Annotated in this window: 13 protein-coding genes; 9 read left to right on the top strand and 4 right to left on the bottom strand. The window is 58.9% G+C overall.

What is annotated here, in order from left to right; all coding sequences use genetic code 11:
• Nucleotides 1-37: 37 nt before the first annotated feature.
• From sucC to lpdA, 9 genes are all read left to right on the top strand, one after another.
• Nucleotides 38-1231: an ADP-forming succinate--CoA ligase subunit beta gene (sucC, locus tag ACR0B8_RS12620; protein ID WP_170350625.1), complete on the top strand. Its 1194-nt coding sequence runs from the start codon at nucleotides 38-40 to the stop codon at nucleotides 1229-1231.
• Between the two features lie 42 nt (nucleotides 1232-1273).
• Nucleotides 1274-1981 carry a class I SAM-dependent methyltransferase gene (locus tag ACR0B8_RS12615; RefSeq protein ID WP_170361387.1) on the top strand — a complete coding sequence of 236 codons (708 nt, stop codon included), beginning with the start codon at nucleotides 1274-1276 and terminating at the stop codon, nucleotides 1979-1981.
• 33 nt (nucleotides 1982-2014) lie between these two features.
• Complete coding sequence (gene sucD / locus ACR0B8_RS12610) at nucleotides 2015-2896, top strand: succinate--CoA ligase subunit alpha (protein WP_170361385.1); 882 nt, start codon at nucleotides 2015-2017, stop codon at nucleotides 2894-2896.
• Complete coding sequence (locus ACR0B8_RS12605) at nucleotides 2893-3246, top strand: hypothetical protein (RefSeq protein ID WP_170361383.1); 354 nt, start codon at nucleotides 2893-2895, stop codon at nucleotides 3244-3246. Before sucD ends, ACR0B8_RS12605 begins: the two co-directional genes overlap by 4 nt.
• 25 nt (nucleotides 3247-3271) lie before the next feature.
• The gene (locus ACR0B8_RS12600; RefSeq protein ID WP_170361380.1) at nucleotides 3272-3814 is read left to right on the top strand and encodes a DUF805 domain-containing protein; all 543 of its coding nucleotides are present in this window, start codon (nucleotides 3272-3274) and stop codon (nucleotides 3812-3814) included.
• Nucleotides 3811-6768, top strand: coding sequence for a 2-oxoglutarate dehydrogenase E1 component (locus ACR0B8_RS12595; RefSeq protein WP_226689320.1), 2958 nt, complete (start codon nucleotides 3811-3813; stop codon nucleotides 6766-6768). The genes ACR0B8_RS12600 and ACR0B8_RS12595 overlap by 4 nt, the downstream gene beginning before the upstream one ends.
• 3 nt (nucleotides 6769-6771) lie before the next feature.
• Nucleotides 6772-8277 (top strand): 2-oxoglutarate dehydrogenase complex dihydrolipoyllysine-residue succinyltransferase, encoded by a 1506-nt coding sequence (gene odhB / locus ACR0B8_RS12590; RefSeq protein WP_226689319.1) that lies wholly within the window; start codon nucleotides 6772-6774, stop codon nucleotides 8275-8277.
• Between the two features lie 2 nt (nucleotides 8278-8279).
• Nucleotides 8280-8549: a hypothetical protein gene (locus ACR0B8_RS12585; RefSeq protein ID WP_170361376.1), complete on the top strand. Its 270-nt coding sequence runs from the start codon at nucleotides 8280-8282 to the stop codon at nucleotides 8547-8549.
• Between the two features lie 73 nt (nucleotides 8550-8622).
• On the top strand, nucleotides 8623-10011 hold the full coding sequence (lpdA, locus tag ACR0B8_RS12580; RefSeq protein WP_170361374.1) for a dihydrolipoyl dehydrogenase: 1389 nt from the start codon (nucleotides 8623-8625) through the stop codon (nucleotides 10009-10011).
• Nucleotides 10012-10159: 148 nt separating this feature from the next.
• Here lpdA and ACR0B8_RS12575 read toward each other — a convergent pair whose 3' ends face one another.
• Genes ACR0B8_RS12575 through ACR0B8_RS12560 form a run of 4 tightly spaced genes read right to left on the bottom strand, consistent with a single transcriptional unit; the run spans nucleotide 10160 to nucleotide 13068 of the window.
• Nucleotides 10160-10768 carry a pyridoxamine 5'-phosphate oxidase family protein gene (locus ACR0B8_RS12575; RefSeq protein WP_170361372.1) on the bottom strand — a complete coding sequence of 203 codons (609 nt, stop codon included), beginning with the start codon at nucleotides 10766-10768 and terminating at the stop codon, nucleotides 10160-10162.
• Nucleotides 10755-11495 carry a lysophospholipid acyltransferase family protein gene (locus ACR0B8_RS12570; RefSeq protein ID WP_170350640.1) on the bottom strand — a complete coding sequence of 247 codons (741 nt, stop codon included), beginning with the start codon at nucleotides 11493-11495 and terminating at the stop codon, nucleotides 10755-10757. Before ACR0B8_RS12570 ends, ACR0B8_RS12575 begins: the two co-directional genes overlap by 14 nt.
• Nucleotides 11495-12394, bottom strand: a complete 900-nt coding sequence (locus ACR0B8_RS12565; RefSeq protein ID WP_226689318.1) for a cell division protein FtsX — start codon at nucleotides 12392-12394, stop codon at nucleotides 11495-11497. Before ACR0B8_RS12565 ends, ACR0B8_RS12570 begins: the two co-directional genes overlap by 1 nt.
• Complete coding sequence (locus ACR0B8_RS12560) at nucleotides 12391-13068, bottom strand: cell division ATP-binding protein FtsE (protein WP_170361368.1); 678 nt, start codon at nucleotides 13066-13068, stop codon at nucleotides 12391-12393. The genes ACR0B8_RS12565 and ACR0B8_RS12560 overlap by 4 nt, the downstream gene beginning before the upstream one ends.
• Between the last annotated feature and the right edge of the window lie 56 nt (nucleotides 13069-13124).

Genomic DNA, 13124 nt, shown 5'->3' with positions numbered 1-13124 from the left:
TATAACGGGGTAATCGTAGTCAGACGGGACAGTGTTGATGAACATTCACGAATATCAGGCCAAAGCTCTTCTTCGCAGCTATGGCGCTCCGGTCTCCGAGGGACGCGCGGTTCTGCGCGCCGAGGAAGCCAAAACCGCAGCCGGTGAACTGGACGGCCCGCTTTGGGTTGTCAAAGCGCAAATCCACGCAGGTGGACGCGGCAAAGGTAGCTTCAAAGAGGCCGATGCCGGTGAAAAAGGCGGCGTGCGTCTGACCAAATCGGTGGAAGAAGCCGCCGAAGAAGCCAAGAAGATGCTGGGCCGCACGCTGGTTACGCATCAGACCGGCCCGGCGGGCAAACAGGTTAACCGCATTTATATCGAAGCCGGTTCCGGCATCGAGCGTGAACTGTACCTGGCCCTGCTGGTGGATCGCCAGACCAGCCGCATTTCCTTCGTCTGTTCGACCGAAGGCGGCATGGACATCGAAGAAGTGGCCGCAGCCACGCCCGAGAAAATCCTGTCATTCTCGGTTGACCCTGCAACCGGCTATCAGCCCTATCACGGTCGCCGGATCGCGTTCTCGCTGGGTCTGGAAGGCGCTCAGGTCAAGCAATGCGTCAAGCTGATGGGTCAGCTCTATAACGCCTTCGTCGAGAAGGACATGGAGATGCTGGAGATCAACCCGCTGATCGTGTCCGACAGCGGCGACCTCAAGGTGCTGGACGCCAAGGTCGGATTTGACGGCAACGCGGTCTACCGCCACCCCGACATCGCCGAACTGCGCGACACCACCGAGGAAGACCCCAAGGAACTGGAAGCCTCCAAGTACGACCTGAACTACATCGCGCTGGATGGTGAGATCGGCTGCATGGTCAACGGTGCTGGTCTGGCGATGGCGACGATGGACATCATCAAGCTGTACGGGGCCGAGCCTGCCAACTTCCTCGACGTGGGCGGCGGTGCGACCAAAGAGAAAGTAACCGAAGCGTTCAAGATCATCACTTCGGACCCGCAGGTCAAAGGCATTCTGGTCAACATCTTCGGCGGCATCATGCGCTGTGACGTCATCGCCGAGGGCGTTGTCGCCGCGGTGAAAGAGGTCGGCCTGCAGGTCCCGCTGGTCGTGCGTCTGGAAGGCACGAATGTCGAGAAAGGCAAAGAGATCATCAACACCTCGGGCCTGGACGTGATCGCGGCGGACAACCTGAAAGACGGTGCCGAGAAGATCGTGAAGGCGGTTAAGGGGTAATCGCCACAGCTCATCGAACCTTAAACCAAACGGAGAACCGCTATGCGCAGTGGTTTGAGAGACACTTTTGAAACGCTGAGCTGGGCCGGACGCCGCAACGGACCGCGCTCGGGGCATGGGTCGACCCTTGCGGCGACCCGACCGCTGCGTGATGCGCTTCCGCGTATTTTTGACGAGTACAATGTCAAAACGTTTCTTGACGCGCCATGTGGTGATTGGACTTGGATGCAACATGTGGACCTGACCGGCATTCAATATGTCGGCGGTGACATTTCGCTGGAGGTTCTGGAAGAGGTCAAACAGCAGCATGCTGCTCCGGGACGCGAGTTCATGCACCTCGACATCACATCAGACACTCTGCCAAAGGCGGACATGATGATGTGCCGCGACTGTCTTTTTCATCTAAAATGGTGGTTGCGGTGGGCCTTTTTTGAAAACTTCGTCGCCAGCGGAATCCCGTATTTGCTGACGACGCGGCATTACATCCCCCAAAACCCCAGACTGCCAAGAAACGGAGGTTTCAAACGGTTCAACCCGTGCGTTGCACCCTTTAACTTTTTAGAACCGATCGAGACCGTCAGTGAAACGGGCGAAATCAACCTGGACCCCGAGTTTATGCTGACGCGAGAAGGTCAGAAACAACGGTCTTTGGGGATTTGGTCCCGAGACCAGGTCATCGACGCCTTGGCACGACGCGGTTCTGATCCCGACCAAAACGAGACTCGCAGCGCTGGTGATCAAAACATCTAGCGCGCTAATATTAATCACTATGGAGGCCACGAAATGGCAGTCCTCATCGACGAAAATACCAAAGTGATCTGTCAGGGCTTTACCGGCTCGCAGGGCACATTCCACAGCGAACAGGCCATCGCCTATGGCACCAAGATGGTCGGCGGCGTGACCCCCGGCAAAGGCGGGATGACGCATCTTGACCTGCCCGTGTTCAACTCGGTCCACGAGGCCAAGGCTGTGACCGAAGCCAACGCCAGCGTGATCTATGTGCCGCCGCCCTTCGCGGCTGACTCGATCCTCGAAGCGATTGATGCCGAGATGGAGGTGATCGTCTGCATCACCGAAGGCATCCCGGTTCTGGACATGATGAAGGTGAAACGCGCGCTGGAAGGCTCAAGCTCGCGCCTGATCGGTCCGAACTGTCCTGGCGTGATCACGCCGGATGCCTGCAAGATCGGCATCATGCCCGGTCACATCCACAAGCGCGGTTCGGTCGGCGTTGTGTCCCGTTCGGGCACCCTGACCTATGAGGCCGTCAAGCAGACCACCGATGTGGGTCTGGGCCAGTCCACCTGCGTGGGCATCGGCGGCGACCCGATCAAAGGCACCGAGCATATCGACGTGCTGGAATGGTTCCTGGCCGATGACGAAACCGAGTCGATCATTATGATCGGTGAGATCGGCGGCTCAGCCGAGGAAGAAGCCGCGCAGTTCCTGGCGGATGAGGCCAAGAAGGGCCGTAAGAAGCCGACCGCCGGTTTCATTGCAGGCCGCACAGCCCCTCCGGGCCGCCGCATGGGCCACGCAGGCGCAATCGTCGCCGGCGGCAAAGGTGGAGCTGAGGACAAGATCGAAGCCATGCGCTCCGCCGGTATCGTCGTGGCCGAAAGCCCGGCGCAACTGGGTGAGGCGGTGCTGGAAGCGATTGGGTGAGGTTAACACCATTCATACTGTCCCTTGCAGCAACATTGTTGCTGCAAGGTTGTGTGTCTGAACACGGTTCAACGGTAGATCAATCTGCCGTAATCGGGAACGAGCAGCCTGCGGGCATCGAGCCTATTTCAGGCATTGATAAAAAGGCCCTGGCCGCCGTTATTGGAATTGGTTCGCAAATTGGTGTGTTTTACTATCCAGATAAGATTGATCGAAAACAATTGGATGCGGCCCCCGCGAGGCTATGCGCAGAAAGAGGTGCCAAGGTCTACGAGATAGAAGAAGCGGACTTGCACCATCCAGAAGAGTTGCCGGGAGCGCGCCATCTGGTTGTGCGATGCACCGGTTAGATTTGAGGACCTCGGAATAGTTTATATGACCTTCTCCGACGCCATACGCACTTGCTTTACCAAGTTCTTAACCTTTTCAGGTCGTGCCTCGCGGTCTGAATATTGGTTCTTTTTCCTGTTCATCGTGATCTGGAGTATCATCGCCGGGATCATTGATGCACAGTTCTTCACTCAGGTTGCTGTGACTGAAACTGAAACATCCAAATCCGTCACCGGCACGTCTTCGGCACCGGTGCAAAGCATCGTTAGCCTGATCGTGTTCATCCCCCATCTGGCGGTCGCTTGGCGGCGGATGCATGATACAGGGCGCAACGGGCTTTATGCTCTACTGCCAATCCTGCTGATCCTCGGGGCCTTCGGAGTCCTGATCTTTGGCATCGGCCTCGCTTCTCATTTCCCGCATGGCGGAAATCTGGACATCCTGTTCACTCGCGCCACTTTGCTGGTCGTCCTTCCGACACTTTTCGTTCTGTTTGTGTCGCCCCTCCTGGTTTTGTGGTGGCTGACCCGCCCGTCTCAACCAGGCACCAACCAATACGGTCCCAACCCATATGAGGTAGCCCAATGACCGAACATACGCCCAATTCCGCGTTTCACGCCTCAAGCTTTATGCAGGGGCACAATGCCGAGTATCTGGAACAGCTTTATGCCCAGTACACCAAGAATCCCGGCGCGGTGGATGCCGCCTGGGCCGAGTTTTTCAAGGCCATGGGTGACGCCACGCCGGACGTGCAGCGTGAGGCCGAGGGGCCATCCTGGGCGCGCACCGACTGGCCGCCGATGCCAGCCGATGACCTAACCGGCGCGCTAACCGGCGAATGGGCCGAGATCGACGCCAAGGCAGCGGGCAAAAAGATCAAGGAAAAGGCCGCGGACAAGGGCGTTACCGTCAGCGACGATCAAATCAAGCGTGCGGTGCTGGATAGCCTGCGGGCGCTGATGCTGATCCGGGCCTATCGGATTCGGGGCCATCTGGCCGCCAATCTGGACCCGCTGGGCATGCGCACCGCCAGCACGCACCCAGAGCTGGACCCTAAGACCTATGGGTTCACCGAGGCCGATATGGACCGGCCGATCTTTATCGACAACGTGCTTGGCCTGCAGATGGCAAGCATGCGCCAGATCGTTGAGATCGTAAAACGCACCTATTGCGGCACATTCGCGCTGCAATACATGCATATCTCTGATCCCGAACAGGCCGCGTGGCTGAAGGAACGGATCGAAGGCTACGGCAAGGAAATCGCCTTCACCAAGGAAGGCCGCAAGGCGATCCTGAATAAGATGGTCGAGGCCGAAGGTTTCGAGAAATTCCTGCACGTCAAATACATGGGCACCAAGCGCTTTGGTCTGGACGGCGGCGAGGCCCTGATCCCGGCGATGGAGCAGATCATCAAACGCGGTGGCGCGCTAGGCGTTCGGGACATAGTGATCGGCATGCCGCACCGGGGCCGTCTGAACATTCTGGCCAACGTGATGCGCAAGCCCTATCGCGCGATCTTCAACGAATTCCAGGGGGGCAGCTTCAAGCCCGAAGACGTGGATGGTTCGGGCGACGTGAAATATCACCTCGGCGCCTCCAGCGACCGTGAGTTTGATGGCAACTCAGTCCACCTGTCACTGACCGCGAACCCCTCGCACCTTGAGGCGGTGAACCCGGTGGTGCTGGGCAAGGTCCGCGCCAAGCAAGACCAGTTGAAAGACGATGACCGCACGACTGTGATGGGCATCCTGCTGCATGGCGACGCGGCGTTTGCCGGTCAGGGCGTTGTGGCCGAAGGCTTTGGCCTGTCGGGTCTGCGCGGGCATAAGACCGGCGGCACCATGCACATCGTGGTCAATAACCAAATCGGTTTCACCACCGCTCCGCACTTCTCACGCTCCAGCCCATATCCCACGGATATCGCGCTGATGGTCGAAGCACCAATCTTCCACGTGAACGGTGACGACCCAGAGGCCGTCGTGCACGCCGCCAAGGTCGCAACCGAGTTCCGCCAGAAGTTCCACAAAGACGTCGTGATCGACATCTTCTGCTATCGCCGGTTTGGTCACAATGAGGGCGACGAGCCCATGTTCACCAATCCGATCATGTATAAGAAGATCAAAACCCATAAGACCACGCTGTCGCTGTACACCGAGCGCTTGGTCAAGGACGGTCTGATCCCCGAGGGTGAGATCGAGGATATGAAAGCCGCCTTTCAGGCCCATCTGAACGATGAGTTCGACGCGGGCAAAGACTATAAACCGAACAAGGCTGACTGGCTGGACGGGCGCTGGTCACATCTGGACAAGAACAAAGAAGAATATGTCCGCGGCGAAACCGCGATCACGCCGGACACTCTGGTCGAGATCGGCAAGGCCCTGACGCATGCACCCGCCGACGTTGCCCTGCACAAGACCGTCGGGCGGTTGCTGGATCACAAGAAGAACATGTTCGACAGCGGCAAGGGCTTTGACTGGGCCACGGGCGAGGCGTTGGCCTTTGGCTCGTTGCTGACCGAAGGGTTCCCGGTTCGCCTGTCCGGTCAGGACGCGACACGCGGCACCTTTAGTCAACGTCACTCGGGCTTTGTGCATCAGGAAAGCGAAGAGCGGTATTACCCGCTGAACAACATCCGTGCAGGCCAGTCGAAATACGAAGTGATCGACTCGATGCTCAGCGAATACGCTGTACTGGGTTTCGAATACGGGTTTTCATTGGCCGAACCGAACGCACTAACCCTGTGGGAAGCGCAGTTCGGAGACTTTGCCAACGGTGCGCAGATCATGTTCGATCAGTTCATCAGCTCGGGCGAAAGCAAATGGCTGCGCATGTCCGGTCTGGTCTGCCTGCTGCCGCACGGGTTTGAAGGGCAAGGGCCCGAACACTCATCCGCACGGCTTGAGCGGTTCCTGCAGATGTGCGGCCAGGATAACTGGATCGTGGCGAATTGTACGACGCCTGCGAACTACTTCCACATACTGCGCCGTCAGTTGCACCGCACCTTCCGCAAACCGCTGATCCTGGTGACGCCGAAATCGCTGCTGCGCCACAAGCTGGCGGTCAGTACTGCCGACGAATTCACCACAGGCTCAAGCTTCCATCGGGTGCTGTGGGATGACGCACAACACGGCAATTCGGACACCAAGCTGGTCAAGGATGACAAGATCAAGCGGGTCGTGATGTGTTCCGGCAAGGTCTACTATGACCTGCTGGAAGAACGCGACGCCCGCGGGATCGACGACGTTTATCTGATGCGGATCGAGCAGTTCTACCCCTTCCCCGCCCACTCGCTGATCAATGAGCTTGAGCGTTTCAAAGGGGCCGAGATGGTCTGGTGTCAGGAAGAACCCAAGAACCAGGGCGCCTGGACCTTTATCGAACCCAATATCGAATGGGTGCTGACCCGCATCGGCGCCAAACACACAAGGCCGATTTATGTCGGCCGCGCAACCTCGGCTTCGCCCGCGACGGGTCTGGCCAGCCAACACAAAGCTCAACAAGAGGCGCTTGTGAACGAAGCGCTGAGCCTCGAAGGAAAGTAAACGATGACCATTGAAGTTCGTGTACCTACGCTAGGCGAATCCGTCACCGAAGCTACGGTTGCCACCTGGTTCAAGAAACCCGGTGACGCTGTGGCCGTGGATGAGATGCTCTGTGAGCTTGAAACCGACAAGGTAACGGTCGAGGTTCCAGCCCCCGCTGCCGGTGTGATGGGCGAAATCGTCGCTGCCGAAGGTGAAACCGTAGGCGTTGACGCATTGCTGGCCACCATCACCGCAGGCGAAGGTGCTGCACCGGCACCCGCCGCTGCCCCGGCCCCTGCTGCCGCGCCTGCAGCGGCCGCTCGTGGTGGCAGCGTCGATGTGATGGTGCCCACTTTGGGTGAATCCGTGACCGAGGCTACCGTTTCGACCTGGTTCAAACAGGTTGGCGATGCCGTGGCGCAAGACGAAATGCTGTGCGAATTGGAAACCGATAAGGTCTCGGTTGAGGTTCCGGCACCGGCTGCTGGTGTTCTGGCGGAAATCGTAGCGCCCGAAGGCACCACCGTGGACGCCTCGGCCAAGCTGGCCGTGATTTCGGGTTCGGGTGCTGGAGCCGCCCCGGCCGCAGCCCCAGCCGCCGCAGCAGCGCCTGCGGCAGCCACTGCAGGAAAAGACGTGGCCAATGCACCCTCGGCTGAGAAAGCAATGGCCGAGGCTGGTCTGTCTGCCGATCAGGTCACTGGCACTGGCCGCGATGGCCGCATCATGAAAGAGGACGTGGCCCGCGCCGCAGCTGCCCCCGCAGCCCCTGCTCCGGCCCCAGCGCCTGCACCTGCACCGCGCGCACCGGTCGCAGCAGGTGATGCCGCGCGCGAGGAACGGGTCAAGATGACCCGCCTGCGCCAGACCATCGCCAAGCGTCTGAAAGACAGTCAGAACACCGCCGCCATGCTGACCACTTATAACGAGGTGGACATGACCGAGGTGATGGCCCTGCGTAACCAGTACAAAGACCAGTTCGAAAAGAAGCACGGCGTGCGTCTGGGCTTTATGTCTTTCTTCACCAAGGCCTGCTGCCACGCGCTGAAAGAAGTGCCCGAGGTGAATGCGGAAATCGACGGCACCGACATCGTTTACAAGAACTTTGTCCATATGGGCGTTGCCGCCGGAACACCGACCGGTCTTGTGGTTCCGGTTATCCGCGACGCGGATTCGATGTCCTTTGCCCAGATCGAAAAAGCCATCGCCGAAAAAGGCAAGCGCGCCCGTGATGGCAAGCTGTCAATGGAGGAGATGCAGGGCGGCACCTTCACCATCTCGAATGGCGGTGTCTATGGCTCGCTAATGTCCTCGCCGATCTTGAACCCGCCGCAATCGGGTATCCTGGGCATGCACAAGATTCAGGACCGTCCGATGGCAATCAACGGTCAGGTCGTGATCCGTCCGATGATGTATCTGGCCCTGTCCTATGACCACCGGATCGTTGACGGCAAAGGCGCCGTGACCTTCCTTGTTCGTGTAAAAGAGGCGCTGGAAGACCCGCGCCGCCTGCTGATGGATCTGTAATTATGGCAACGCATGTATTGTGGCAGGCCGATGTGGCCGATTTCGATGCCTGGCTGAAAGTGTTTCGTGAGGATACGCCAATGCGCAAGGCTGCGGGTATCCGCGACTTGCACGTCTGGCGTGACCCGGATCAGGCCGACCATGCCATTGCCATGTTCGAGGTTACGAACCTGGACAAGGCCCGCGCCTTTTTCGGATCTGAGGAATTGGCGATGCACCATGAACGGGGCGGCATCGCCCATATCACGATCAAGCTGCTGGAACCGGTTTGAAGTAAGCACAGCATGATCCAACCACTTTGGATCATGCGGCCACCGGCCAATCCGGTCGACTTAGGAGAGTAAAATGGCAAATTATGATGTCATCGTAATCGGCGCCGGCCCCGGCGGCTATGTCTGCGCCATCCGCTGCGCCCAGCTGGGCCTGAAAACCGCTGTTGTCGAAGGACGTGAAACGCTGGGCGGCACCTGTCTGAACGTGGGCTGTATCCCGTCCAAGGCATTGCTGCATGCCAGCCATCAGCTGCATGAGGCCGAGCATAACTTTGCTAAGATGGGCCTGAAGGGCAAAAGCCCCTCGGTCGACTGGAAACAGATGCAGGCCTACAAGGAAGAAACCATCGAAGGGAACACCAAGGGCATCGAGTTCCTGTTCAAAAAGAACAAGATCGACTGGCTGAAGGGCTGGGGGTCGATCCCTGCTGCCGGTCAGGTCAAGGTGGGCGATGAGGTTCACACGGCCAAGAACATCATCATTGCCTCGGGGTCTGAACCGTCCTCGCTGCCTGGTGTAGACGTTGACGAAAAGGTTGTCGTGACCTCGACTGGTGCGCTGTCACTTGGCAAGATTCCCAAGAAGATGGTCGTGATTGGTGCCGGTGTGATCGGGTTGGAACTTGGCTCGGTTTATCAGCGATTGGGGGCCGAAGTGACGGTGATTGAGTTCCTCAAGGAAATCACACCGGGCATGGACCCCGAGGTTCAGAAGACTTTCCAGCGCATTCTCAAGAAACAGGGCTTGAAGTTTGTGATGGGCGCAGCGGTGCAAAAGACCGAAGCGACCAAAACCAAGGCCAAGGTCACCTATAAACTTCTGAAAGACGACAGCGAGCATGTGATCGACGCGGATACCGTGTTGGTCGCCACCGGGCGCAAGCCGTTCTCTGACGGGTTGGGACTGGAGGCTCTGGGGGTCGAAATGACACCGCGCGGTCAGATCAAAGTTGGCAGCGACTGGCAGACAAACGTACCGGGAGTCTACGCCATCGGCGACGTGACCGAAGGCCCGATGCTGGCCCACAAGGCCGAGGATGAGGGCATGGCCGCTGCTGAACAGGTCGCGGGCAAGCATGGCCACGTGAACTATGGCGTCATTCCCGGCGTGATCTACACTTGGCCCGAAGTGGCCAATGTGGGTGAAACCGAAGAGACGCTGAAAGCACAGGGCCGCAACTACAAAGTCGGCAAGTTCATGTTCATGGGCAACGGGCGCGCCAAGGCGAACTTTGCCGCCGATGGCTTTGTGAAGATTCTGGCCGACCAGGACACGGACCGCATTCTGGGCTGTCACATCATCGGCCCGGCAGCGGGTGATCTGATCCACGAGGTCTGCGTGGCGATGGAATTCGGTGCGTCAGCCGAGGATCTGGCCCTGACCTGTCACGCCCACCCGACCTATTCGGAAGCGGTGCGCGAAGCTGCACTGGCTTGTGGTGACGGTCCGATCCACTCGTAGGACAGCACTGACTCAACCGGAGTTAGCGAGGCTCTGCCTCGCGCTCCGAGATATTTTTGGCAAGATGAAAAGACGGATTCCTCGTTCATCTGGCCATTAAATACCTCGGGGGAGTTGCGGCTTGCCGCAGCAGGGGCAGAGCCCCCATTTACCACATCGTTTTTGCAGCGCGTGCGCCCCATTCTGAATCGTAGCGTTCACCGCCCTCCTCACCCTGACTTGCCTCGGCCAAAATCTCACCAATACTGGGCAACTCGGCGGAATTGTCACCCGAGGTCCAAATTTCAGCGCGCATCAAGGCACGGGCGCATTGCGTGTAGATCTCGGTGATTTCGATAACGATGACCGTGGCTGGCTGTTTGCCGTGTTTCTCAAACCGGGCGCGCAGGTCTGCATCCGCAGTCAGTCGGGCCGTTCCATTTACACGCACCACGTTGTTGGAGCCCGATACCATAAACATCAAGGCCACACGCGGATCACGCACAATATTGCGCAGTGAATCCAATCGATTATTGCCGCGCCAGTCCGGAAGGGCCAGCGTATTTGGATTAAGCTCTAACACCGCCGGGCCATCATCTCCGCGGGGGCTGCCATCCACACCTTCGGGACCCACGGTACTGAGGATACAAAGCCGCGAGCTCATGATCCATTTGCGATAAAGTGGTGTCAGGCTGTGTACCACTTTTCGAAAAGAGGCCGCGCCGGGCGGTCTGTTGTAGATCTCTTCGAGCGATTTGATGTCCTTAATGAACTCCATCCGGATCAAACCCCACTTCTTTCATCAATGCATTGGATCGCGTCTCAATCACGTCTTCCAATCGACCAAGAAACGAATTGCGCGCAACCCCCGGCTCGATCGGATCAAGAAAGTCCACAATCGCCAAACCCGGTTTGCGCAGAACACCTGTGCGCGGCCAGAAAACTCCGGCATTTGTCGCCACCGGGACACAGGGAAATCCCAACCCCTCATACAGAACCGCTGTGCCCACTTTGTAAGGTTTCTGCACCCCTGGCGCAACGCGTGTGCCCTGCGGGTAGATCACCAATTGACCGGGCTCAGTGAATTCTTTGGCGACGTCTTTGACCATCTTGGCAACGGCCGCGCCTTTTTTACCGCGATCGACTGGGATACAGCCGAGACGCCGCGCATACATGCCAATGACAGGGGTCCACAGCAGCTCTTTCTTCATTATGAATTTGCCGTGGGGGATGGCGTCGAAAATTATGATGATGTCGAGAAAGGACTGGTGCTTGGCGCCAATCACCACCTCGTCCACCGGCACTGTGCCGCGTACTTCGGATCGAATGCCAACCATCCAGCGCGCCAGCCACAGGGTTGTGCGGGCATAGGTCTTACACGCCCGCAACGCACCACGCTTGTTGAACAGGGCAAAGGGGGCAAACACGATGCCCAGGATCAGCATCCAGACATAGATCACGATCATGAAGATCAAAGAGCGTACCCATTGAAACGCTGTGGCCATCACGAAAGCTCCTTCAATTTGCGGCTGGCGGCGGTCCACGTGGCCAGGAAGGCAACAGTTGCGCCCAATACAGGGATCAGTGCAGGCAGCAACCAGCCTGCCCCCTGAAAGCCCAGACCGGTCAAAAACCCGCCCTCGTCCGAGGCTTCGGGCAGCAAAAGCACCCCGGTCATACCCAGCAATACCCCGACAACCGCGCCAAAGAATGCCCGGTAGGTAAAGCGCCGGACAAAGGCGCGGGCGATAAAGCGATCCCTGGCACCAACCAGACGCAGCACCTCAATGATCTGCGCGTTGGCCGCAAGCGAGGCATTAGCCGCAAGCGTAATCATGGCTGCGGTCGCGCCACCGATCAGCAGGATCGAGACCCAACCGAGCCGGCGCAGTGACATGGCCGCATCGACCAGAGGTTCGCGCCAGCGGGTGTGGTCGTCCAGCACAGCGCCCGGCACCTCGGCCCCCAACCGCAACCGCAGTCCGGTTGCATCCAGACCCGGATCGCCTTCGATGATCTCGATCAGTTGCGGAACGGGCAATGTGTCCAGCGGCAGGTCAGAACCAAACCATGGCGACAACAGCGCGGCCTGCTCCTCGGTCGTCAGCGCCCGGGCCGATGCGACGCCGGGGGTTTGGGCCAGCACGGTCAACGCAGCCTCGGTCTGGGCGGCCAGCTGGTCGGCGGGGGCATTGATCCGCAAGGTGGCCGCCCCGGCCAGTTCGGTTGCCCAACGGTCGGCCAATCGCCCGGACGCCAGCGACAGGGCCAGCGCAAACACGGTCAGAAAAGCCATCGCGCCCGATACGAACAAGGTCAAATGTGCGGTGTAACCGGTGGGGGGCACCACCCGATCGGCGCGCGCATCCCGTTTCAGCAAGTTTCGGGTCATCCCCTTGCTCATAGGTCTGCCCCCGCAAGTTGGACCTGCCGTTGCGAAATACGCAGCACGCGTGCCTGCACCTGGCTTTTGGCAGCTCGGATCAAGCTCAGATCATGGGTGGCGATCAGCACGGTTTTGCCCATCTTGTTCAGCTCGATCAATAGGCGCAGCAAGCGTTGCGACATCTCCCAGTCCACATTGCCAGTGGGCTCATCTGCCAGAACAACATCGGGCGACAGGATCACCGCCCGGGCCAGCGCGGCGCGCTGACGTTCACCACCCGACAGTTCGGGCGGAAGCGCGCCCAGCCGGGTGCCAAGACCCACCCAGTTCAGCAATTCAGTCAGATCATCCCGCAACGCAGATTCCGAACGCCCCGACACCATCAGCGGCAGCGAGACATTTTCGACTACCGTCATATGATCCAGAAACCGGCAATCCTGATGCACAACGCCAACCCGGCGGCGCAGCAGGGCCATCTGGTCGCGATCCAGCTGGGCCACGTCCTGTTCAAACGCATTTAACCGTCCGGACGTGGGCAGCAATGCGCCGTAGCATAGTTTAAGCAAAGTGGTCTTGCCCGCGCCCGAAGGGCCGGTCAGAAAGTGGAACGAACCCGGCTGCAGTCGCAGGGACACGTTGCTCAGCAATTCACCTCCACCATAGGTGTAGCTGACATTTTCCAGCTCGATCACAGGGGCCCCCGTTCTAATTGCTGCTCTTCTTGCCCGAGCGTGGTTGTGGTTTCAAT

It is taken from the genome of Ruegeria sp. BH6, assembly GCF_056538105.1.
The sequence above is the reverse complement of the archived record's forward strand: the minus strand, read 5'-3'. Positions and strand labels throughout refer to the sequence as shown.